23 protein-coding genes and 1 tRNA gene are annotated in these 22821 nt (G+C 34.1%); 7 read left to right on the forward strand and 17 right to left on the reverse strand.

All coding sequences use genetic code 11. The features are described 5' to 3' along the window. Positions 1-4: 4 nt before the first annotated feature. The 3 genes from ACQW5G_RS08395 to ACQW5G_RS08405 are packed head-to-tail and all read right to left on the reverse strand — an operon-like array spanning position 5 to position 3376. Positions 5-2347 carry a DNA translocase FtsK gene (locus ACQW5G_RS08395; protein ID WP_429971010.1) on the reverse strand — a complete coding sequence of 781 codons (2343 nt, stop codon included), beginning with the start codon at positions 2345-2347 and terminating at the stop codon, positions 5-7. Positions 2348-2392: 45 nt separating this feature from the next. After that, positions 2393-3031: a YtpR family tRNA-binding protein gene (gene ytpR, locus ACQW5G_RS08400; RefSeq protein ID WP_429971011.1), complete on the reverse strand. Its 639-nt coding sequence runs from the start codon at positions 3029-3031 to the stop codon at positions 2393-2395. A gap of 18 nt (positions 3032-3049) precedes the next feature. Continuing rightward, positions 3050-3376: a thioredoxin family protein gene (locus ACQW5G_RS08405; protein ID WP_429971012.1), complete on the reverse strand. Its 327-nt coding sequence runs from the start codon at positions 3374-3376 to the stop codon at positions 3050-3052. Positions 3377-3466: 90 nt separating this feature from the next. Between ACQW5G_RS08405 and ACQW5G_RS08410 the strand changes: the two genes are divergently transcribed. Beyond that, entirely contained in the window at positions 3467-3781 is a 315-nt protein-coding gene (locus ACQW5G_RS08410; protein ID WP_429971013.1) for a hypothetical protein, read from the forward strand. Here the strand turns inward: ACQW5G_RS08410 and trmB are convergent, their stop codons facing one another. From trmB to ACQW5G_RS08425, 3 genes are read right to left on the reverse strand one after another with little or no spacing between them, the layout of a single operon-like run. Further along, the gene (trmB, locus tag ACQW5G_RS08415; RefSeq protein ID WP_429971014.1) at positions 3782-4432 is read right to left on the reverse strand and encodes a tRNA (guanosine(46)-N7)-methyltransferase TrmB; all 651 of its coding nucleotides are present in this window, start codon (positions 4430-4432) and stop codon (positions 3782-3784) included. It lies immediately after the preceding gene. 21 nt (positions 4433-4453) lie between these two features. Further along, positions 4454-5656 (reverse strand): ABC transporter permease, encoded by a 1203-nt coding sequence (locus ACQW5G_RS08420; protein ID WP_429971015.1) that lies wholly within the window; start codon positions 5654-5656, stop codon positions 4454-4456. Next, positions 5649-6386, reverse strand: a complete 738-nt coding sequence (locus ACQW5G_RS08425) for an ABC transporter ATP-binding protein (protein ID WP_429971016.1) — start codon at positions 6384-6386, stop codon at positions 5649-5651. Before ACQW5G_RS08425 ends, ACQW5G_RS08420 begins: the two co-directional genes overlap by 8 nt. 104 nt (positions 6387-6490) lie before the next feature. On the opposite strand from ACQW5G_RS08425, the gene ACQW5G_RS08430 reads away from it, so the two are divergent. Together ACQW5G_RS08430 and ACQW5G_RS08435 are read left to right on the forward strand one after the other, a co-directional pair. After that, positions 6491-6922: an HIT family protein gene (locus tag ACQW5G_RS08430; RefSeq protein ID WP_429971017.1), complete on the forward strand. Its 432-nt coding sequence runs from the start codon at positions 6491-6493 to the stop codon at positions 6920-6922. 122 nt (positions 6923-7044) lie between these two features. Then, positions 7045-7926, forward strand: coding sequence for a peptidylprolyl isomerase (locus tag ACQW5G_RS08435; RefSeq protein WP_429971018.1), 882 nt, complete (start codon positions 7045-7047; stop codon positions 7924-7926). A gap of 45 nt (positions 7927-7971) precedes the next feature. Here the strand turns inward: ACQW5G_RS08435 and ACQW5G_RS08440 are convergent, their stop codons facing one another. The 7 genes from ACQW5G_RS08440 to ACQW5G_RS08470 form a co-directional block, all read right to left on the reverse strand. Beyond that, positions 7972-9585, reverse strand: a complete 1614-nt coding sequence (locus ACQW5G_RS08440) for an ATP-binding protein (RefSeq protein WP_429971019.1) — start codon at positions 9583-9585, stop codon at positions 7972-7974. Then, positions 9569-10501, reverse strand: a complete 933-nt coding sequence (locus ACQW5G_RS08445; protein WP_429971020.1) for an AAA family ATPase — start codon at positions 10499-10501, stop codon at positions 9569-9571. Before ACQW5G_RS08445 ends, ACQW5G_RS08440 begins: the two co-directional genes overlap by 17 nt. Then, positions 10491-11723 carry a metallophosphoesterase family protein gene (locus ACQW5G_RS08450; RefSeq protein WP_429971021.1) on the reverse strand — a complete coding sequence of 411 codons (1233 nt, stop codon included), beginning with the start codon at positions 11721-11723 and terminating at the stop codon, positions 10491-10493. Before ACQW5G_RS08450 ends, ACQW5G_RS08445 begins: the two co-directional genes overlap by 11 nt. 65 nt (positions 11724-11788) lie before the next feature. Beyond that, a complete protein-coding gene (locus tag ACQW5G_RS08455) occupies positions 11789-12136 on the reverse strand; it encodes a YlbF family regulator (RefSeq protein WP_429971022.1) in 348 nt (115 codons plus the stop codon). Positions 12137-12189: 53 nt separating this feature from the next. Further along, positions 12190-14337 (reverse strand): transglycosylase domain-containing protein, encoded by a 2148-nt coding sequence (locus ACQW5G_RS08460; protein WP_429971023.1) that lies wholly within the window; start codon positions 14335-14337, stop codon positions 12190-12192. 112 nt (positions 14338-14449) lie between these two features. Then, positions 14450-16141: an arginine--tRNA ligase gene (argS, locus tag ACQW5G_RS08465; RefSeq protein ID WP_429971024.1), complete on the reverse strand. Its 1692-nt coding sequence runs from the start codon at positions 16139-16141 to the stop codon at positions 14450-14452. Positions 16142-16373: 232 nt separating this feature from the next. Next, positions 16374-16444, reverse strand: a tRNA-Gly gene (locus ACQW5G_RS08470). A 90-nt stretch (positions 16445-16534) separates the two neighbouring features. Here ACQW5G_RS08470 and ACQW5G_RS08475 point away from each other — a divergent pair. Further along, entirely contained in the window at positions 16535-16867 is a 333-nt protein-coding gene (locus ACQW5G_RS08475) for a YisL family protein (protein ID WP_429971025.1), read from the forward strand. Positions 16868-16904: 37 nt separating this feature from the next. On the opposite strand, the gene ACQW5G_RS08480 is transcribed toward ACQW5G_RS08475, so the two are convergent. Together ACQW5G_RS08480 and ACQW5G_RS08485 are read right to left on the reverse strand one after the other, a co-directional pair. Continuing rightward, complete coding sequence (locus ACQW5G_RS08480) at positions 16905-18437, reverse strand: UDP-N-acetylmuramoyl-L-alanyl-D-glutamate--2,6-diaminopimelate ligase (protein WP_429971026.1); 1533 nt, start codon at positions 18435-18437, stop codon at positions 16905-16907. A 109-nt stretch (positions 18438-18546) separates the two neighbouring features. Then, entirely contained in the window at positions 18547-19005 is a 459-nt protein-coding gene (locus tag ACQW5G_RS08485) for a MarR family winged helix-turn-helix transcriptional regulator (RefSeq protein WP_429971027.1), read from the reverse strand. Between the two features lie 362 nt (positions 19006-19367). On the opposite strand from ACQW5G_RS08485, the gene ACQW5G_RS08490 reads away from it, so the two are divergent. Then, a complete protein-coding gene (locus ACQW5G_RS08490; RefSeq protein WP_429971028.1) occupies positions 19368-19757 on the forward strand; it encodes a fluoride efflux transporter FluC in 390 nt (129 codons plus the stop codon). After that, entirely contained in the window at positions 19747-20100 is a 354-nt protein-coding gene (locus ACQW5G_RS08495; protein WP_429971029.1) for a fluoride efflux transporter FluC, read from the forward strand. Before ACQW5G_RS08490 ends, ACQW5G_RS08495 begins: the two co-directional genes overlap by 11 nt. A gap of 58 nt (positions 20101-20158) precedes the next feature. Here ACQW5G_RS08495 and ACQW5G_RS08500 read toward each other — a convergent pair whose 3' ends face one another. Both ACQW5G_RS08500 and ACQW5G_RS08505 read right to left on the reverse strand, forming a co-directional pair. Further along, positions 20159-20404 carry a hypothetical protein gene (locus ACQW5G_RS08500; protein WP_429971030.1) on the reverse strand — a complete coding sequence of 82 codons (246 nt, stop codon included), beginning with the start codon at positions 20402-20404 and terminating at the stop codon, positions 20159-20161. 71 nt (positions 20405-20475) lie between these two features. Next, the gene (locus ACQW5G_RS08505) at positions 20476-21357 is read right to left on the reverse strand and encodes a 3-hydroxyacyl-CoA dehydrogenase (protein ID WP_429971031.1); all 882 of its coding nucleotides are present in this window, start codon (positions 21355-21357) and stop codon (positions 20476-20478) included. Between the two features lie 170 nt (positions 21358-21527). Between ACQW5G_RS08505 and ACQW5G_RS08510 the strand changes: the two genes are divergently transcribed. Continuing rightward, positions 21528-22574, forward strand: a complete 1047-nt coding sequence (locus ACQW5G_RS08510; RefSeq protein WP_429971032.1) for a lactonase family protein — start codon at positions 21528-21530, stop codon at positions 22572-22574. Positions 22575-22821 lie beyond the last annotated feature (247 nt).

The raw sequence follows: 22821 nt of genomic DNA on the forward strand, positions 1-22821 counted from the left end.
ATGGTTAGATATTTAACTTTTTAAAATCATCTTCAGTCAAATAGACATCGCGCGCCTTCGAGCCATGTTGTCCGGAAATGAAATTATTCTTTTCCAAATCATCAATAATAGTTGCAGCTCGGTTATACCCAATTGAAAACACTCGTTGCAACTTAGAGGTTGAAACGTTATCTTCCCCTGCGATGTATTCTAAGACTCGTTTCCAAATATCATCGTGGCGGGCCGCTTGGTCTACTCGTTTTAATAATGATTTAGGATCAAAATCATAATGAACGCTACCTTGGCTACGAACATAGTTAGTTACTTTTTCAACTTCTTTATTCGTTACAAAAGCTCCTTGTAAACGTTCAGGTTTATTAGCACCATTAGCTTGGTAAAGCATATCACCTTTACCTAACAAACGTTCAGCTCCAGCCTGATCAATAATCGTTCTGGAATCAATTTGACTTGAAACCATAAAGGCAATTCGAGTGGGAATATTGTTTTTGATAGTCCCAGTCACAATATCCACACTTGGACGTTGGGTAGCAACGATTAAATGAATTCCCGCTGCCCGAGCTTTTTGAGTGATTCGTACAATGTAATCTTGAACTTCACTAGAAGCAACCATCATCAAATCAGCTAATTCATCAATGACAACCAAGATATATGGGAGTTTATCTTGATCACGATTAGCTTCATGAGCTTTCTTATTGTACTGTTCAATATTCCGAACACCAGCTGCCGCAAGACGGTCATAACGATTATCCATTTCGGTTGTAACCCACTTAAGCGCTGCAGATGCTTCTTTTGGATCTGAAATAACTGGAGAGATAAGATGGGGAATCTCATTGTAAGGAGCAAGTTCGACCGCTTTTGGATCAATTAAAATCATTCGTAAATCACTTGGAGAAGCATGATATAACAATGATACTAATAAACTGTTAATAAACACACTCTTCCCAGAACCAGTGGCTCCAGCAATTAATGCATGTGGCATTTTATTTAGATTGGCTGTTACTGGATGGCCTTCGATATCAACCCCCATAGCAACTTCAGTTACAGAAGTATCATCTTTAAAGACGTTTGATTCAAGGATTTCTGACAACATTACTGGTCGAGGATGACGATTAGGAATTTCAATTCCCACAGTTGATTTTCCAGGAATTGGAGCTTCAATTCTAATATCCTTAGCTGCTAATGCCATCTTTAAATCATCCGTTAAGTTAGTAACTTTGCTTACTTTAACCCCTAAATCAAGTTTAACTTGGAATTGCGTAACCGTTGGACCATTAGTCCAATCGACAACGTGTCCTTTAACGTGAAAAGCTTCTAAAGTATTATCTAACGTAATTGCTTGATCTGTAATCCAATCATCCATATCAGAATCAACATCATCAACTGGTGGGACTAACAAACTATCACTAGGGAAATTATAATTAGTATCATTAAATTTAGGTGTGCTTGCTTGCGTAATGAAATGATCATCTTCATTTGATGCTGGAGTTTCAGCTTTAACAATTTCTGGTTGTTTAGTTTGAACTTCAGCACTATGAGTTTCATTCTGAATATCTGGAAGATTAGGTTTTTCTTTTGCAACTACTAAAGCTGTACTAGCTTGTTTTTCTTCTGGTGCAGTTGTAACTGTTTTTGGAGCATCAGTTGCGGGCTTAGTTTGTTCATTTTTATTGAACAATGCCAAATTATCAGCAAGTCCACTTTCATCTTTCAAAATATCAGTTAAAGAATGGCCCAAACCTTTGGTAATATTAGGTTTGATAGGCTCTTTTTTAGAGTTATCCACAGTGTTTTCATTTTTGTTTTCATAAATTTCATCTTCTGTTTTTTGTTCATTTTCAGAGGACACATCATTTGTTTTTTTAGGAAATTTCGCTTCAATTTCACTAATATTAACTACTGGTTCATCATCGGTACTATCTGCAACGGGTTTAACCACCTCAGATTGTGTAACTGGTTCAGTCACAGTGGTTACTTTTGAAAGAGGCTCTGAATCATCATTTTCAGTAAGTAAAATTAAATCATCCGCAGCTTTTTCTAAAATACTAATCGCATGTTTGTAACGTGTACTTAAACCTGTACGATGATTAAAATTATGTTCAGCATCAAAAACTTTTTTAGGCTGAAAAGACCTAGTCTGTTCGACTAAGTTAGAAGTTGTTTCAGCAGACTGTGGTTTAATAAAATGCTGTTTTGAACTATTTGATTGTTTTTTTATCTTATTTTCGTCTCCCCCACTCTTAGCTTGGCTAAGAACTTTGGGATTGACTTGACCAGAATTGGTATTTTCAAATGGTTTTTTACCATTGAAATACTTTCTAAAGAAAGCTGGCCCATCATAACGATCCATATTTTTCACCTTAACTCTATTTATGTATAAAAAAACGAATAGAATCTATTCGTCGAAAAGTGTTTTTGCTTTATCAAAATCAAATGGTTCACCAACAGTATAAGTGTCAGGTAAAATTAATGCTCCTGGACGATCTGGTGCATTAGGAATCTTAAGTTCACGACCTGAACAAATCATTCCATCACTTTCTACTTCTTTAAGTTCACTAGGCCAAATAATTAACCCATTAGGCATCATTGCACCAACTTCAGCAACAACTACTTTAATGCCTTCTTGCATATTGGGAGAACTACTTACAATTTGAAGGGTCTTTCCATCTTCAACTTCTGTTTCAGTGATGTGAAGATGACTTGATTTTGGGTGTTCTTTCATTGACTTAACAAAACCAACCACAAATTTTGATGGAACGTTAGTTGGAAGTTCTGCATCAAAACCAGCATCCTTGATAGCAGCATTTAACTTATCAGTTTGGGCTTCAGTTAAGTGAACTTGTCCGTTCTCATTTTTAATTTCTGGAATAATTTCACTAACGTTGAAGATGTTGTAACCAATTACGTTTCCATCTTCATTCTTGATAGCAACAATATCATTCTTTTTTTCGTGAGTTTGGGCACCCTTGTCTTGACCTAAGACAACGATTAATACATCACCAATTTGTTTTGGATTGTAACTTGTAATCATCATAATTAAAAACCTCTATTTTTATTTAGTAGGTAAAGAATTAATAAATGCTTCTACTTCTTCTTTACTTTTACGATCTTTGTTAACTAGACGTCCAATTTCTTTTCCATCACTAAAAGCAACAAAACTAGGAATTCCAAAAATGTCTAATTCTTTACATAAATCAATATTATCATCTCTATCTACTTTAATGAAAGTAAAATCGGGAAATTCATCAACAATTTCTGGCATTGCGGGTTTGATGAAATTACAATCAGGGCACCAGCCAGCAGTGAAAAATAAAATATACTTTCCATTACTTAATTTTTCTTCAAGTTCTTTTTTATTCATTACAGCTAATTCTTCCATAACTACACCTCATTCTTTCTATCTTTATCGTTCATAAAAATTAAATTGTTATATAATATACTTTAAATCAAACTGAAAGGAATCAATTCAATGTCAAAAAGAAATTTATTCATTCCTGCTGTCCTATCTTTATTAGGAACATCCGCATATCTGCTTACTAAGAAACAGAAAGAAAACAAACAGGATAATATCAGTCAAAATCTAGTTACCATTTTAAGCAAACACTTTGGTAGAGAAAATCTCAAAGGATATTGGATTGATTTTGACAATCAAGACGGCTTAGAATACGCATGCGGCGTAAATGTCGAAAATGAAGAACATTTAATTGACTCATACACATTCTTGTTTAACCCTGAAAGCAATGATGCCTACGGATTTAAACTGATTACCTCTAAATTTGAATAATTACTTAGTAAACTGGGCTACAATCTTATAGATTGGGCCTTTTACTTTGAACTTTTGTTCATATTCAGTTTCAACGTTCTTTTCAAGCACTTCTTCACTACTATGATGTAAATCAAGGTTTACCATTTCAAACTTCATACCATAATTATTCATACTAACTAATGAGTATTCAAATAAACCACGGTTATCGGTCTTAAATTCCAATTCGGCATTGTCATCGGGTAAAATGTTTTCGTAACTTTGCAAGAATGTCTTGTAAGTTAAACGACGTTTAGCGTGACGAGTCTTTGGCCATGGATCTGAGAAGTTAAGGTAAACTTTTGCAACTTCACCTTTGGCAAAAATAGTATCAACGTTAGCACCATCGGTTAAAAGTAATTGAACGTTATCTAATTGATCTTCAACTGCTTTTTGAGCAGCCATTGCTAATACTGATTCTTGCATATCAATTCCAATGTAGTTGATATCAGGATTTTGTTTAGCCATTCCGATAATGAATTGGCCCTTACCAGAACCGACCTCAATGTGGATTGGTTGTGATTTTTTAAATCTAGATTCCCACTTACCAACTAACTTTTCTGGTTCATTAACTACATATTCTGGATGGGCGGCCATATAAGGTTCTGCCCATTTTTTCTTTCTTACACGCATATTAAGATCTCCACTTCATTTTTAATTTTTAAATTTGTTTTTGAGGTATGGACCAGTCAAAGCATAAACTTCACCTAATCCAATGATTAAGGCAAATCCAATAAACTGAATGGCTGCCCCACTAATTAACATTCCGATAGTTAATACTAATATTTCAAACATTAACATCGTTCGAACTACCCTTCTAAAATTATCCATTCGTATCTTTTCACTAATTGGATAAATATGAACAAATACATTATCATCGAAAACCTTGTAAAACGGAATCAATTGAAAAACAACTAGATAGATAAACAAATCATAAATACAAACACTTAAAACATCATTTTTAGCGAAAACAATTACCAGAAATCCAATAATTGTCAATCTGAAAAACAATGAGCTAATTTCCCCATCTCGAATAAATGTCCGCAGATAGAGATTTGTAAATGTTTGTTGATGATTTTGCTTAACTAGTTTAAATATTGGATTAGCCCACCGACGTCGTTTGATTTTTGGCTTAACTTCAGGAACATCCTGAAACAAACTAAAGAAACGGTAGATTACTGACATTCTTCGTTGTTCACTGGCAACTAGATAGTTCCAATCAATTAGTTTAGCACGTCGAGTAAGCATAATTTGTAAGGCAACTGCAAATAATAAACTAATTAGAATTCCGGCAGATAAATTAACGTAAAATGCAATTACTAAGGCAATTAAAGGCATGATTACGTTAACCATCGCCTTGGCTAGAGTTGATTTAGGAAAATCTAAAAATAAATCAGCTAAATGATTTACCATAATATTCCATTTTAAAATCAACACTAAAGCTAATAATTCGACAATTGCAGTAATTGACCATCCAGCACTTGCCATGATAAATGGCATTAAAATAAAAACTACTAGTAGTTGAACTAGAACTGCCATAATTAAACTATACCCAAATGCAACTTTCAGATAGGCTTTGAAATCATATTCTTTCGGCGCAATAAAAACTTTATCGGGTTTCTTAACTAAGGTAGCTAGTCCACAAAACTGTAATCCAATTATTAGGACTAAAATAATCACAATTTTTTCCCACCATTGTCCAGCGACAACGGTCTTTAAAAAGTTTGAATATACTAATCCCAATGCCCCAATAAAGAACATTAATGCAATTACAAAAAAATCATTAAAGACATATTTGAGGTAGCGTGACATTTCTTTTAAGTGAGCATTTAAGCGTATTTTAAAAAACTCATTCATGCGAATCATCCTTTGCTAGTGCAAGATAGATATCATTCAAGGAATCCCCTAAATCAGCATAATGGTGTTGAATTTCAGCCATCGTTCCCTCATAGTTCACACTACCATTATTGATTAAAACAAACCGATCACAATATTTTTCAGCAGTATCAAGCACATGAGTCGACATTAAAATGCTGGCTCCAGCTTGCTTCTTTTCATTAATTAACTTTAAGAGATCATTAACTGCTAATGGATCTAACCCTAAAAATGGTTCATCAATCACAAATAGTTTTGCATTTGTAATGAACGCACAGACAATCATTACTTTTTGACGCATTCCTTTAGAAAAGTTAGATGGAAACCAATCAAGCTTATTATCTAATCGAAATGTTTTTAATAGTTTGTGAGCTTTCTTCCAGGCTGCATCTACATCTAGATTATAGGCCATAATCGTTGTTTCAATATGTTCCCGTAACGTCAAGTTATTGTATAACACAGGCATTTCTGGAATATATGCAATTTGCTGTTTATAGGCTTCCACATCATCTGTAATTTGAATTCCATTTACGGTAATTGAACCAGAATATGGCGTCATCAATCCCATAATGTGATTAATGGTGGTTGATTTTCCGGCCCCATTAAGACCAATTAATGATACTAATTCCCCATCATTAACATCAAAAGTTTCATTTTTTAAAACTGGAAGACTAGAATATCCCCCAGTTAAATCGTTAACTTTTAAACTCATTGAAAGTCTCTTTTCTACATAGATTGTTTTCTTAATTATATCACACGATTGACTTTTCTAATTAATTTCCGAATAGTGTATAATCATCAAAAAGGAGAATTATTATGACAGATGAAAATTGTATTTTTTGTAAAATCGTAGCTGGTGAGATTCCTAGCTACAAAGTATATGAAGATGACGTAGTTTTGGCTTTCTTGGATATTTCTCAAACTACTCCAGGACACACTTTAGTAATTCCAAAGAAACACATTAAAGATATTTATCATTTTGATGCCGAAGAAGCTGGTGAAGTATTTGCCCGGATTCCAATGATTGCTCGTGCTATCAAAGCATCAAATCCAGATATCAAGGGAATGAACATTGTGAACGATAACGGTGAACTTGCTTACCAATCTGTTTTCCATGCTCACTTCCACCTTATCCCCCGTTATTCTAAAGATGATGACTTTTCAATTCACTTTGGTAACAATGAAGCAGACTACGATAACGCTAAGTACACTGCAATCCAAGATGCTATTAAAGAAGAAATTAAGTAAATTAAAATATGATTAAATTTCATAACTAATTAAACATGAATAATTAGTTATGGTATATTAAAGTCACTAATCAGTTTGTTAATTCAGACTAAATAATTAATTTGAGAAATGGATGTGTATGTATGAGTAAGAAAAAATGGGCAGTCGGTGCTGCCGGTATTCTTATGAGTTTATCCCTTGTTGCTTGTGGTCAAAGCAAGACTGTTGTTACTACTGATGGTGGAAAAATCACAGAAGAACAATACTACAACAAGATGAAACAAACTCAACAAGGTAAACAGGAACTTCAACAATTGATTTTAAACAAAGTACTTGAAAACAAATACGGAAGTAAAGTTAAAAAATCAGAAGTTAATGATCAATTAAAACAATACAAGAGTCAATACGGATCACAATTTAGTGCTATGTTACAACAACAAGGTATGACTGAAGCCCAATTAAAGGGTTCAATCAGAGATAACTTATTATTGAAACAAGCCGTATTAGATAAAACTAGTTTTACTGATAAAGACTTACAAAAACAATTCAAGAGTTATGAACCTGAAGTAACTACTAAGATGATCACTGTGAAAGATGAAGATACTGCTAACACAGTAATTTCAGCCTTACAAAATGGTGATAAATTCGATACTTTAGCTAAGAAATATTCTACTGATGATGCTACTAAGAACGATGGTGGTAAACAACAACCATTCGATAACGCAACTACTACAGTAGATTCTAAAGTTAAAAAAGCTGCTTTCAAGCTTAAGAATGGTGAATACACTACTGAACCAGTTAAAACTGATGCCGGTTACGTAGTTATCCAAATGGTAAAACACCCTTCTAAAGGAACTTGGAAAGAACACAAATCAGAACTTAAAGATCAATTAGCTACTTCAAGAATGAACAACAGTTCAACTCTTCACTCAGTAGTTTCTAAAGTCCTTAAATCTGGTGATGTTCACATCGAAGATAACAGTATGAAGAACATCCTTTCAGGATATATTGATACTTCTAAATAATAATGTACAAAAATAGACGATTACAAATTGTAATCGTCTATTTTTTTAGCCTAATTTAATTAAATTTGCATCTGCTACCTGAGTTTCAATCCGGTTATCAGCAGTAAAGTAAATAACTTGGGTGGTTTGCGAAATTTCTTTCATTAATTCAATGGCTGCTTCAGTTCGAACTTGGTCAAAATCAACAAATCCATCATCAATAATAATTGGCATAGGATATTGATCACTAAATGACATGGTCAACGCAAAAATCAAAGAAAGATAAAGTTGTTGCATTGTCCCTCTTGAAAGTTCTTTCACGTCAAACTTAATCCCATCATTCGTTTTAACCCGAATCTTCTTACCGTATTCAACTGAAACGTAATGTCCCGTTGTCAAAGTATTAAAGTATTTTTGCGCTAATTTTTGGACTTGTGGGAAACGTCCGTGACTGGCTAAATTTAAGACTTTTTCAATCCATTCATCAGTAAGCGTAAGCACTAACCACTTCGATACTAAATCATTAATTTCAGCTTTTTGAATTGCTAAATCTTGACGTAGTTCGTCATACGTCCCGTCTTTAGCTAATTGATTAATTTCAGTCTTAACCGCACTCATTTCTTGAGAATTCTGAGTTAATTTAGCATCGTTTTCTGAATCAAGTTGTTTTAAGTGGTTTAATTTAGCAAGCAAATCAGCTTGATCATGATATTGACTAAGCCGTTCCATTTTTTCAGCACTAAGTGAATTTTGCAAACTTTGTACTTTTTCAAGTTGCTTTTGTGCCTCTTGTTGTGCTGCATATTGCTGCTTAAATTCAACCTGACTATTCAACTTACGTTCTGCTAAAAATGCAACTTGCTTTTTGTGAATATCATCAACTTCTTTTTGCTGAGCAATTAATTGATTTTGCTTGTCAGCTATCCGGGCTTTTTGATTACTTGCTTTCTGTTGTAATCGTTCATTTTCTCGCATAAACTGTTTAATTTGAATTAAAGCCTGGTTATATTCGTTTGGATTAACATCTGCTAAATTCCATTTTTGAATATAATCACTTAATTGTTGAGATACTTGTTTTAAGTCTTGTTTTAGTTGATTAACATAATCTCGATCAGAATTTCGTTTAATAATTGCAGCTTGTAAATTAGAGGTCCACGTCATCGGATTACTATCTTTAATTTGATATTCAATCGCAATTTTAGCTAATTGAGCATCAATTGCTTGTAACTGTGCATTGTAATCAACTTGTTGCGGTTGTGATTTTACTGGTGCTGAATTAGTTTTAAGATACAAACCATATCCGATTAATCCAATTCCAACTAACAACAATGCCACTAAGCCCATTCCGCCCAGCACAAAACCCAAGAGTGCAACTAGCACACCAAAACCAACAAACATTATCCAACTGTTATTAACTTTATTGTTAACTCTAGTTGTAGATACCAAGTTTTGAGCAGCCTTTAGATTTTGCTTTTTATCATTTAAATCATTAACTAGTTGTTTATCAGCTTCACTGAAAGGTAAACTATCATTTCCCCCAGCTGTGAGATTATCATTTTCAATCTGTTGTGCACCAGCAACAATATCTCGTTTGATTCGTTCTAATTCTTGAGCTCGGTTATTTTCCTCATCTAATTGTAAATACAAATCATCATATTGATCTTTATTTGCTAAATACAATTTGTATTGATTTGAAAGGATTCTCCGTTAGTTGACTTTCTTCTAATTCTGCCTTTAATTTAGTAACTTCATTTTGATAAAATGCTAACTTATTAGCTAAATCATTGAATTGATCCATATCTTTAGCTGTAAATCCTGGTACTAATGCAACTTGCTCTTTTTTAATTTGCTCTAAACTAGCATAATTGTTCCAGTATTGCTCATCTTCTTGGACCACACGTAATTGATTAAACGTCGTTTCTTTTGCTGATGTCAAAATTAAATTTTGCTCATTTAAAGTTTGATATTGCTGGTTTAATTCAATAAACTCATCATATGATTTTTGGGCTTCTGCTAATTTAGCAACACTGTTTTGATATTCATTTAATGCCTGATTTAATTCGGGCTTTTTCCCCCGTTGTTTGTATAAATCACCGACTTCTTTTTCAATGGATTTTTTTAATTCTAACCATTGTTGAATTCCAACTACCCCAACTTGACGAATTCTGGTTTCTAACTCATCTTTGCTTAATTTACCGACTTCGGTTAAGTCCGGAGCCCCAAAATAAAATAAATTATCAAAAGTATTACGGTTAATGGGTCCTAGAATTTTTTTCAATAAATCAGCTGGTAATGCTAGATCATTTTCATCAGTAAACTTTAAGTCTCCACCATTTTTTCCTTCAGTTCGATTAATAATATAATTCGTTCCTTGATGGCTAAAATAAAGGAGACCGCCCATTTCACCCTTGTCTTTAGGAGCATATGGATGAGAAGCACGTCGGTTAGTAAACCCAAATAACATGTCCTTAATAAAATTAATCATGGTAGTCTTACCGGCTTCGTTTTTCCCTAAAATTGCCTGAAATTGATTAAAATCAAAATTTTGATGACTTAATTTACCATAACCATTAATTTCAACTCTATTAATCTTCATTAGTGGAATTATCTCCTTTCACTTCAGCTTGAATTAATTCCCGACTCTTCTGAATTAAATTATTAATCGCTTCGTCATTATTAAATTCATCCCGAATGAAGTCATTTACAAATAGCTTGCTAGCTAAATTAGTGATGTTTTCTTTATTGAATACTTCTGATTGTGAGTCATTCCAAAATGACTGATCTAAATTACTGAATTCTGTTTTTTCTGAATAGATTAGTTTAAGTTCATAAATCCAAGCGTCTAATTCTTGATATTGACTAGCTATCGTCTGTTGTAAATTATGAATCAAGATGTCATGCAACATTCCTTGCGTAATTTCAGCATTAAAACTGCCATCATCAGATTTTAGTTCCAGGTTTAATAAATGTAATGTTTGGAAATCTTGTTCTTTTAAAACAGCTAAAATTTTTGTAACGACCGCTTTAATGTCCATCGTCGAATCAACGATAACTGTAAGCGGCGCAAAAATAATTGGTGCAGTTGCCACAAATTGTTTTGTTAGTTTCCCATCATGTTCTTCAACTAATAAATATCCCTTTTCGCCCGCTTCATTCTTATGCCGCCCTTGAATATCACCGGGATACTCAATCATCGGAGCAGCATTTAATTCACCACGTTTGTGGATATGCCCTAACGCCCAATAATCATATCCCTTACTTTTCATTTCTGAAATTGTAAAGGGAGCATAGTTATCATCGCCAGCTTTTCCGACTTCACCATGCACCATTCCAATTTGATAGTCACTGTTTCCCTTATGCGGAAAATCAGCAACCATATCGGTCGGTACAGCTTGGGTAGTATAACTAAATCCAGTAATTGCAACGGTCGTACCATCATTCAACGTTAAGTCATGGGTCGTAACTTGTTTTGGAAACACAAAAACATTGTTTGGAAAATCAAAGTGCTGTCCCTCATCTGGTTGAAAATCATGATTACCAAAGGAAAGCATGACTGGAATCTGGGCTTCATCAAGCCGTTTCATTTCATCAATGAAAAAACTAATGGCTTTCACACTTTGATTTTTACTATCAAAAATATCCCCAGCAATTAACATAAAATCAATTTGTTGAGCAATTGCTTGATCAACAATCTTTTTAAATGACTGATATGGTGCATTTTTTAAGGTTTGCCACAAAGAATTGGGAGTTTCAGCATCATTTTTAATTCCATCAAATGGTGTATCTAAATGTAAATCAGCTGTATGAATAAATTTCATTATCTTTCTCCTAAATGAATAAAAAAAGAAGCACTATAAAGTGCTTCTTTTTTATAAACGAAAAATTAAGCTTCGTATAATTTACGTAATGGTTCAGTAATTACCATGTTAGCATCGTCAATTAACTTACCCATAGCTTTTTCACGTTCCATTAACAATTTGATTGCAGGAAGTGTGTTCATCTTATCAGCAAGTTCACGAGCAGCCTTCATGTCATCAGGTGTGATTTCTTGACCTGACATTTGTTTTTGACGTAAGTCATTTTGGCTAGCTTGGAAGTCAGTGAATACTTTGTAAGAATCTTTTTCAGCTTTTAAAGCGTCCATAGCGTTCTTTAAGTTAGTGAATTCTTCTGATTTAACAACAGCATCTTGCATTTTTTGTGCTTGTTCTAAAATTTTGTTATCTGACATAATAAAATATCTCCCTTTATTAATATACATATATCATAACACAATTAAATTATTTATTGACCTAAAAAGCTTTTAACATCGTCAACTAAATTATGCGCTACATCGCTTGCCTTTTGTGAAACTTGTCCTAATTTCTCTCTAATATTATTAGTGGTTGAATTAGAAGAATTATCATCTCCTAGCAAACTATCTTGTTGTTTCTGCATGTATCTAGTATTAGCGTCTTTAACTTTAAATTTGTTGCCATCAGTATATGGAAGAATATCCTGCATTTGGTTTTTAAAGAGCGTGTTAATACTGTTACTACCATTGGCAATTTCCAAATGCTTGTCAGAGTTGGTATTATCAAACCCTTCCCAACTAGCAACCACAACATCAGGAGTGTAACCAATTACCCACCAATCACGGACCGCTTGATTATCTGAACTGGTGTCATCTTCAGTCGTTCCGGTCTTTCCAGCAACCTCATAGCCACTTGGTTTACCAGTCGCACTAGTTCCACCAGGTTGGAAAACGTCAAGTAACATACTTGTCATTTGACGAGCTGTATCAGCTGAAATAATTTGTGAAGTATTATTTTCATGCGTAGCAACTGTTTTACCAGTTGAATCAACGATTTTAGTAATGTAGAAAGGCGTTGATACTTTTCCTTGATTAGCAAACGCAGTATAAGCACCTGCCATTTGTTGTGGTGAAACTCCAGTAGTCAATCCACCAAGCGCAATTGCAAGGTTGTTATCCTTTTTGGTAACGGGAATGCCAAATTTTTGCAATGAATCGTAACCTTTATCGACTCCGATTTTATTTAGAGTCCACACTGCGGGCGCATTTAAACTTTCAGCAATGGCCTTGTACATCGGAATTTTTCCAGTATAGGTTTGTGAAAAGTTTTGGGGCGTGTAGTGGTTTTTACCATACGATTGTAGCTTATCATTCAACATCGAATCATATGAGAAACCATTTTCTAAAGCTGGTGTATAAACTGATAAGGGTTTCAATGCTGATCCTGGTTGACGACGCATATCTGTCGCCCGGTTATAGCCACGGAAAACTGTATCCCCACGACCACCAACAACCGCTTGTACACCACCATTTTTAGGATTAACCGCAATGGAAGCTGCTTGAACTTTGGTTCCATCAGAAGCATTACTTGGGAACAGGCTTGGATCCTTGAAGTCATCTTGGAAACTTTGTTGCTGTTGTTGGTTCAAGCTAGTGTAAATCTTGTAACCATCATTCATAATTTGCTTTTCTGATAAGCCATATTGACTAATTGCTTCATTAATTACCGCATCAAAGTAATATGGATATTTGTAGCCATTCTGATCATCTAAATCATCATGAACTTCCATCGGCTTACTTTGGTAGGTTTTAACTTCACTTTCTGGAATCTTACCAGTTTCACCCATTAAGCCAATTACGACGTTTCTCCGGGCTTTAGCAGCTTCTGGATGATCAATTGGGTTATTACTTGGATTTTGCAACATTCCCGCTAGAGTAGCTGCATCTTGCACCGGTAAATCTTTTGCATCCATCCCAAAGTATTTCCGGGAAGCATCTTGCACTCCATAAACTCCATTACCAAAGTACGCGTTATTCATGTACATCGTAATAATTTGTTTTTTGGAATAAATATTTTCAATTTCAATGGAAATAAATAATTCCTTAAACTTCCGAGATAAGGTTTGTTGTTGTGAAAGGAACGTATTCTTCGCTAATTGTTGCGAAATGGTACTTCCACCACTACTAATCTGGTTATCGTGCATAATTTTATTCTTAATGGCTAATAAAATCGCCCGAGCATAACCTTTCACAGAAAAACCATGTTCGTGGTAAAAATTACGATCTTCGGTCGCAATAATTGCATTGCTTAGATTAGGCGAAATCTTGTCACTGGCAACATAAGTCCCTTTTTGAGCATAGAGATTCCCCGCCTTTTTACCATTTTGATCATAGATCACCGTTGATCTGGATAAATTAGATTGTAAATTTTTAACGTGCGATGTTTTAGCAATAAACGTTAGATAAATGGAAGAAATCACCATAATAAATAAGATAATCGCAATTATCCATCTTGTAAGTTGATATCTTTTCCAATATTTTTTAATAAAATTCCACAAAATCGAAAGGTATTTTTTAATGTAATCCCATAAAATACCTAGATATTGCTTGATGAAACTAATGATTTTTTCTTTATCCATTAATTTTTTTCTCCTAGGAATGAACTTGTTCCCATTTTATCATAAAGAAATTAAAAATATCTCAAGACATAGTAAAAGACACTGCTTTTGACGGCAGTGTCTTTTAAATTTTTTACATTTCGTTAGGAGCCATAACCCCTAATAATCTAAGTGATTCTTTCAAGACGATTGAAACACTTTGAACTAATGCTAAACGAGCATTTAATTCATCATCGTCAGTCAAAATCTTAGTGTGGGCGTAGTACTTGTTGAAAGTCTTAGCAAGTTTCAATGAGTATTTAGCAATTACTGAAGGTTCAAATTCAGCATTGGCACGTTTCACAACATCTGGGAATGATTGAAGTAATTTAACCACTTCCCAGGCGTCGTCATCAGTCAAGGCATAGTTATCTGCATTAACGTAATCGGCGTTAGCTTTACGCAAGATACTTTGGGCACGAGCATGGGCGTATTGAACGTAAGGACCAGTTTCTCCTTCAAACTTCAATTGTTCTTGAACGTTGAAGTCGATACTGTCAATTCTTGAGTTCTTCAAATCACCAAAGACAATGGCACCAACCCCAACTTCTTCAGCAACCTTGTCTTTATCTTTAAGATCAGGGTTCTTTTCAACGATTTGTTGTTTAGCCATCTTCACAGATTCGTCCAACACTTCGTTAAGTAAGATGATATTACCACGACGAGTTGAAAGTTTCTTACCATTAACAGTAATTAAACCGAATGGAATGTGGTGTAAACCAGCAGCTGAATCTAAGCCCATCTTCTTCAACACAGCTTTAAGTTGTTTGAAGTAGTAAGTTTGTTCTGAACCAACTACGTAAAGGTTCATGACTGGATGATAAGTTTCATCACGGTAAATGGCAGTAGCAATATCACGAGTTACGTATAATGAAGCACCGTCAGTTTTAAGGATTAAAGCTGGGTTCAAGTCTTCATCACTTAGATCAACCACAGAAGCACCTTGTGAGATTTCAAGCAGACCATCTTTTTTAAGGGTATCAACAACCCCTTGTAACTTATCGTTGTAGAACGATTCACCATTATAAGTATCAAATTCTACCCCAAGTTTTTTGTAAGTCTTGTTGAAAGCTTCAAGAGAAACTTCACGGAACCATTTCCATAAGTGAACTGCTTCTGGATCACCATCTTCAAGTTTCTTGAACCATTCACGAGCTTCTTCATCATATTCTGGATGAATTTCGTCTTCTTTATGGAAGCGTACATAGTATTGCACTAAGTAATGGATTGGGTCACGTTTAACATCTTCTTCACTACCCCATTTAAGGTAAGCAGTGATAAGTTTACCGAATTGAGTACCCCAGTCACCAAGGTGATTATCTTTGATGGGTTTGTAACCATTTTTAGTAAGAATGTTAGCAATTGAGTTACCAATTACAGTTGAACGTAAATGTCCCATTGACATTGGTTTAGCAATGTTAGGTGATGACATATCAATTGTAACGACTTGGTCATCACCTTGATGGTTGTCACCAAAGTGTTCTTTTTCAGTTAAAACATCATCAATAACTTGGTTACTTACTTTTCCCTTATTAAGGAAGAAGTTCACGTAAGGACCAGCAGCAACCACTTTTTCAAAAGATTCACCATTGATGTTATCAACGATTTCTTGAGAAATTGCTTGAGGTGCTTTGTGTAATTCCTTTGAAAGGATAAAAGCTGGGAAAGAAAGATCACCGTTTGCTGATGTCTTTGGTTTTTCAATTTTGGCGTAAATGTCGTTAGTTGAAACTTTACCGTCTACAACTTCTGATACGGCATCCGCAACAATTTGTTTGTAATCCATGTAAATCACTCCTTATAAAATAAAAAAACTCCTACATTAAAATAATGTAAGAGACGAGATTAACCCGCGGTACCACTCTAATTGGATAAAAACCCACTTATTTATTAATTATTAGCCTAAAAAGTACGAATTCACTTAGTAACTATATCTAGCTCACACCAACCTAGACTCGCTGAAAAGTTAACTAACTTACTATTCTTTTATAATTGGCGACTTCCCAACCTTGATGCAAAGCGGGCGACGGGAATCGAACCCGCGACGTAAGCTTGGGAAGCTCAAATTTTACCACTAAACTACGCCCGCATACGCATTTTAGTATATCATTTTTATTTAACATTGTCATTAATCTAATCAAAGAGATGGTGTACTATATTAATATATGGAGGAATTTTTATGTTAGTTAATATCATGATGGGCCTATGGGTGCTGTTAATTATTCCATTTTTGTTTGGAATGTACGAAAAACAAGACAAAACAATTATTAAAATCATGCTCTACACGAGAATTTTATACTTATTGGTATTGGTTGGAGATATTATGCTAATCATCCGCAATTTTAAAACTAATCCAATTATTGATATTTTAAGTTTCTTAGCAACTGTGGTAGCCATTTCATTCATTGATATTTCATATCAACGCAAAATTCAAGGTAATTTTAGACCCTACCTAATCTGGGTAACCTTAATTAGTATTATTATTTCCATCACTTGTCTCTTCTTTATCTAAAAAACATCCACGCCAATTGACGTGGATGTTTTTATTTTTATAATTTTTCTAATAAATCACGAACAACCTTTGAATCAGTTGGATATGGAGTATCAACCCCGTTAATTTTTTGGTAAGGATCCTGTCCTTTACCAATCACCACACTGATATCATTAGGCGTACTGTTCATAATCGCATCTTTAATGGCTTTTTCCCGATCCATTTCAAAAATAACTTTTACATGGTCATGATTAATGTATGAATCAATGGTTTTAGCAATGTCCATTGGATCTTCAAAAGCTGGATCATCGGTCGTAAGATAAGCTACATCAGCTTCTTCACTAAGGGCTTTCCCAAATCCTTCACGGCGGTCAATTCCTTTGTTACCAGGACTACCAACGACTACCGAAACTTTACCTTCGGGACTTTGACGCTTCAAGAAATTAAGTAAGGCCTTGGTACTAGCGTAGTTATGCGCATAATCGACATACACTACCCCATGATCCTTGCTACGGTACATTTCCATTCGTCCCGGAATCCGAGTATCACGAATTCCCGCAAATAGTTCATTAGCATCAAAACCAACTAATCCAGCAGAAATAATAGCATCCGTCGCGTTATATTCATTGTAATCACCCGGAATTCCAACAGTATAGTCACCAGCAACATTTAACGCCTTGGCTTTTTTACTAAGGGCCGTCAAAGTAATTTTACTATCATTTAAAGTATCTTCATGACTATTGAAAACGAAGTCTAGATCAACTGGAAGGGAAACATCCCCACCATTTCTAGCAAATAAATAGATGTTTTCTGGATCAGTCGTTGCTTTCGCAGTGTAATAAACATCCGCAAAATCAGCTGTTTCAGCGTTTAAAATCACTACATTAGAGTTAACTAGTAATTGTTCCTTACAATGTAAGTAATTTGCAAAAGTTGGGTGTTCGTTTTCCCCGACGTGATCAGGGGAAATATTTAAAAATGAACCCACGTCAAATTTCAAACCGTAAACCCGATTTTTCAAGTAGGCTTGCGATGAAACTTCCATGATTAGGTATTTCATCCCATTATCAACTGCTGTCCGCATGTTTTTAAACAAATCTAATGATTCTGGCGTAGTTAAGTGTGATTTGAAGGTATCTTCTGGTTTGGCTCCTAAGACAGTATTAACCGTTGAAAAAAGCGCCGTTTTATTATTTGAAGCTTGTTTGATGGAATCAAATACGAAATAGGCAGAAGTAGTCTTCCCTTTGGTACCCGTAATCGCAATGGTTTTCATTTCATCTTGTGGAAATTCAAAAAAGGCCGCTGACAAAATTGACATAGCTTTTTGAATATCAGTGACAACAAATTCTGTCATACCAACGCTTTCAGCCATGTGGTGTTCGGCAACCACTCCAGTTGCACCAGCATTTTTAGCACCAGTTAAAAACTCTGGCTTGAAGTTTCCCTTACAGAAAAACAATGTATTAGATTTAATGTCACGTGAATCATAACTCACGTAATCAAATTTAGTATGGTTAGTTTTATTTTCTTCTTTTAGTAGATTGTGTTCTAGTAAAATAGTCTTAATTTCATCAATATTTAAGGACAATCTTTTTACCCCATTTTTTATATGTAATATTTTTTTACGTTCCCCTAATTCTAGCAAAAAAGAGGAACAAAAACAAAAGGACTAATCAAAATGATCAGTCCTTTTTCAACTAGTTAACCGCTGCAATCTTTTCAACATCGACATTATCTAATTGGTTACTTACAACATTAACGACCTTTAAGGCCTTATCAATTTCGTCTCTTTCAAGTCCGAGAATTTCGAAACATTCATTAACATGGTCGTATACTTCATCACGCATTGCTTTAGCGTGTTCAGTAATATTGATGTTAACAACTCGTTCGTCTTTAGTTGAACGAGTTTTGGTAACCCAGCCATTCTTTTGAAGCCGTTTAAGGAGTGGAGTTAAAGTTCCACTATCAAGATCAACATATGATCCTAATTCACGAACTGTAATTGGAGAATGTATCCAAAGAACTAACATCACAGCATATTGGGGATATGTTAACCCATATTCTGCTAATACATGTTGGTAAAATCTATTAAATTTCTTGTTTGCGTTGTAGATACCGAAACAAAGTTCACTATCAATTTGTCTACTACCTGCCATAAAATCTACTCCTATCATTAATTAATCATATATGCACATATTGTACACTTATCATTATATACATAATCACATACTTTTTGTACACTTTTTACTTTTTTTATTAAAAAAATGCAATTATTTAATTTAGCAAAATTAAATTTTGCGTTGGAAATGCCTAGTTTACGGCATTAACGTTGTCTAATAAAGTATACATTAGATTTATTATCAAAAAGTACTGATACAATTTTATAATATTGTAACAAGATAAAAACACTAATTAGTACACAACTTGTCTAGTTTTTATTTTATTGAATAAGTAAGTTATTTGACTAAAATTTAATATTATTCTACATTTAAATGATAACTAGCTAAGGAGTGACAGAATGGAAACTTTTATTATTTTTTTGTGGGGAACTTTGGGAGGATTATGTCGCTATTCAATTACTAATTTAATGAATTATCATCATTTTCCTTTAGCAACCCTATTAATTAATTTATCTGGGGCGTTATTTTTACCAATTTGGACTGATTACTTATGTAAGAAACTCCATTTTTCGCAAAAAGTTAATCGGGAATTTGGAACTGGGTTTATTGGATCATTTACCACCTTTTCAGGAATGATTTTAGATGCTTTCAAATTAATCCAATTACATGAATATAACTATTTAATGATCTATTTAGGAATCACTGTCATTGGTGGCGTAATCTTAGCTATTTTAGGTGATGCATTTGCTAACTACTTAGGTACCAAGGAGGAATTCCATGATTTATAATTATTTGATTTTTATGTTAGGCACTGGGATTGGTGCAATCACGCGATTTAAATTAACTAACCAATTAAAAAAATCCAATCATGGGATGGTCGCAACGTTCATTCTAAATATGAGCGGTTGTGTGATCGCCGGAATTTTATTTAATTTCTCCCCACTTCTTAAACTAAGTGTATTGTTGTTTGGTTTTATTGGCGGAATGACTACTTATTCAACTTTTAATAGTGAAATTGCTAACTCATTTTTTGGTTTAAAATTCAAAAGTGCATTTGGGTATCTCTTTTTAAGTTATGGAATCGGTTTACTTTTATGTTGTTTAGGTTTTTACATTACCAAATCACTCTAATATTTTTGCAGCAAAAAAGACATCAGCCCAACTGGACTGATGTCTTTTTAACTAGTTATTATTCGAAGAAGACACGACTATGTGAAGTTTCGTTATAAACATCAAAACGACCTTGTTTTAATTCAACTTTGTACATATCAGTTTTCTTAGTTTCGTTTTTAGCGAAGTTCATTAATTCATGTTCTACACTAGTATTATCTTTGTGACCTTCAGAATTTAATAATTCTTCTTGAACACGAGGATCCTTTAAAACTTCTTCTAATTTCTTTTCTAATTTTGCACCATCTGTAGTAAATTCTTTCATAATGATATCTCCTATATATTGTATGTGACATAATTATATCGCTCATAATTATGAAACTCACGTATTATGCTTTATTTTAGAAAATCTTTGTCTAGAAAAGCTGGATTTGGATATGAGTAGAAACCTTGACCACTTTCAGTCCCCAATTCACCTTTATCAAGTTTTTCTTTAAGCATTTTAGCTGCTTTTTGAACTAGCGGATCTTTATCCATTGAGGTAATTTCATACATGGTTCTTAATCCGATAGTATCCATAATTGAGAATGGACCAACTGGGGCACTAGTTGCAATAATCCAAGTTTTATCGATTGCTGCTGGTTCTGAAACTCCATCAGCCCATAATTTCAATGCAGCGGTTAAAAATGGAATCAACAATGAATTTAAAACATATCCCGGTTGTTCCTTATTAATTTTAATTGGGACCATTCCAATTTCACGTGAAAGTTTTTCAAATGCAGCGGTTAAAGCTGGATTAGTTTTAGCTTGGGGCATAATTTCAGCAGTATTATTAATCCAAATGTTGTTAGCAAAATGGTAAGCAATATATTTATCGGGACGTCCAGTGTCTTCAGCAAATGTTGATGGTAATAAAGTTGATGTATTCGTAGCTAAAATTGTATCTGGATCAGCGATTTTAGCAAATTTCTTGTAAAATTCAATTTTAATTTTGGGATCTTCAGGAAGAGCTTCAATAACTAAATCTTGGCCCTTAATTGCTTCATCAAGGTTCGTAGTATACTTTAAGTTTTTAGCAGCTTTTTCAGCTTCAGCAGCAGGAACATGAATATCTTTTTCAACTGCTTTTACCCATCTAGCAACTCGTTTTTGTGCACGTTCAAGAGAACCTTCTGAACGACCATAAATAGTAGTATCTTTTCCATGTAATGAACACATATATGCGATTTGAGAACCAAGAGTTCCCCCACCAATAATAGTAATTTTATTAAATTCCATTATTTTCACACCCTTTATTTATAATTATTTTTACATTTAAAGTATGCTTCTAATATAGTTGTTTTACAATCATTTCGACCTTCTTTTTTAGAGTCATTTGAATTGCAAATACCACATAAATCAATCATACTGAAAACGTATTCATATCAAACGAATAGAGGTCTAAAATTATGATTGAAAAATTTCTCATTGGAACTTATACCATTAATAATAGTGACGGAGTTTATCAAATTGAACTCGATGATGATAAAAAACAACTACAAAATGCAAAGTTAGTAGCTAAAATTGAAAGCCCCACTTATCTGGCAGAATCACCTAAACACATGCTTTACGCCGTAGATCGTAACATGGACCAACCAGATTTACGTGGTGGAGTTGCTGTTTTTGATATTAACAAGGTACCAGCTACCCTAAAACAAGAAAACATTGAAACTGGAACCTCTGATGCGTATGTAGCGATTGATGAAGCTCGTCAATTAGTTTATACCGCTAACTACCATATGGGTTATGTCTCTGTTTACAAAATTCAAGATGATGGTACTCTTCGAATTGCTGACCGAGTTCAAAGTATTGGTGAAGTTGGTCCTAAGCCAGAACAAGCTGATGGTGCTCATCCTCACTACGCTAATTTAACTCCGGATAATCGTTTAATTGTCTGTGATTTAGGAACTGACAAAGTGAATGTTTATGATGTTGCTGATGACGGGAAACTTTCTCAAGTTAGTGAGTTCAACACTATTCCTGGATATGGCCCTCGTAATATTGAATTCAACAAGGAAACTAATAAGGGTTATCTGGTTGGTGAATTAAGCAGTATGATTTCTGTGTTAGATTACGATCCTAAAACGGCTAAATTAACCCTTGAACAAACTCAATCTACTATTCCTAGTGATTGGACTGAACACAATGGTGCTGCTGCAATTAAACTATCTAACGATAACCGCTTTGTTTACATTTCAAACCGTGGTAATGATTCCATTGTCGTTTTTAAGATTCTTGCTGATGGTAACCTTGAAAAAGTACAATTAATTTCTACTGAAGGTGAATTTCCTCGTGATTTCAACTTCAACGCTGATCAATCAATGTTAATCGTAGTTAACCAAAATACTGATAATGCTACCCTTTACGAACGTGATGCTGAAACTGGTAAATTGAAAATGATTCAAAAGAATTTTGAAGTTCCCGAAGGTACTTGTGTCATGCCTCGAACTAAATAGGAGTTTTAATGATTGTTGGTCTTATACTAATTCTAATGGGATTATGTTTTCTCGGACTGCTACGTACAACTTGGAGTTGTTGCGGTTCAATTATTGGATTGATTATGCTTCTCTTTGTGATAAGTCTATTCATTACCTATTTTTGGATTGTCTTAGTCATCGTAGTAGTCATTGGAATCATCTATTTTATTGGGAAAAATACAAATTAAAAAAGGAAGCCCTTAATTAGGCTTGAACTGAACCCCTT

The organism is Fructilactobacillus sp. Tb1 (genome assembly GCF_050500285.1).
In the GTDB taxonomy this organism is placed as follows: Bacteria; Bacillota; Bacilli; order Lactobacillales; family Lactobacillaceae; genus Fructilactobacillus.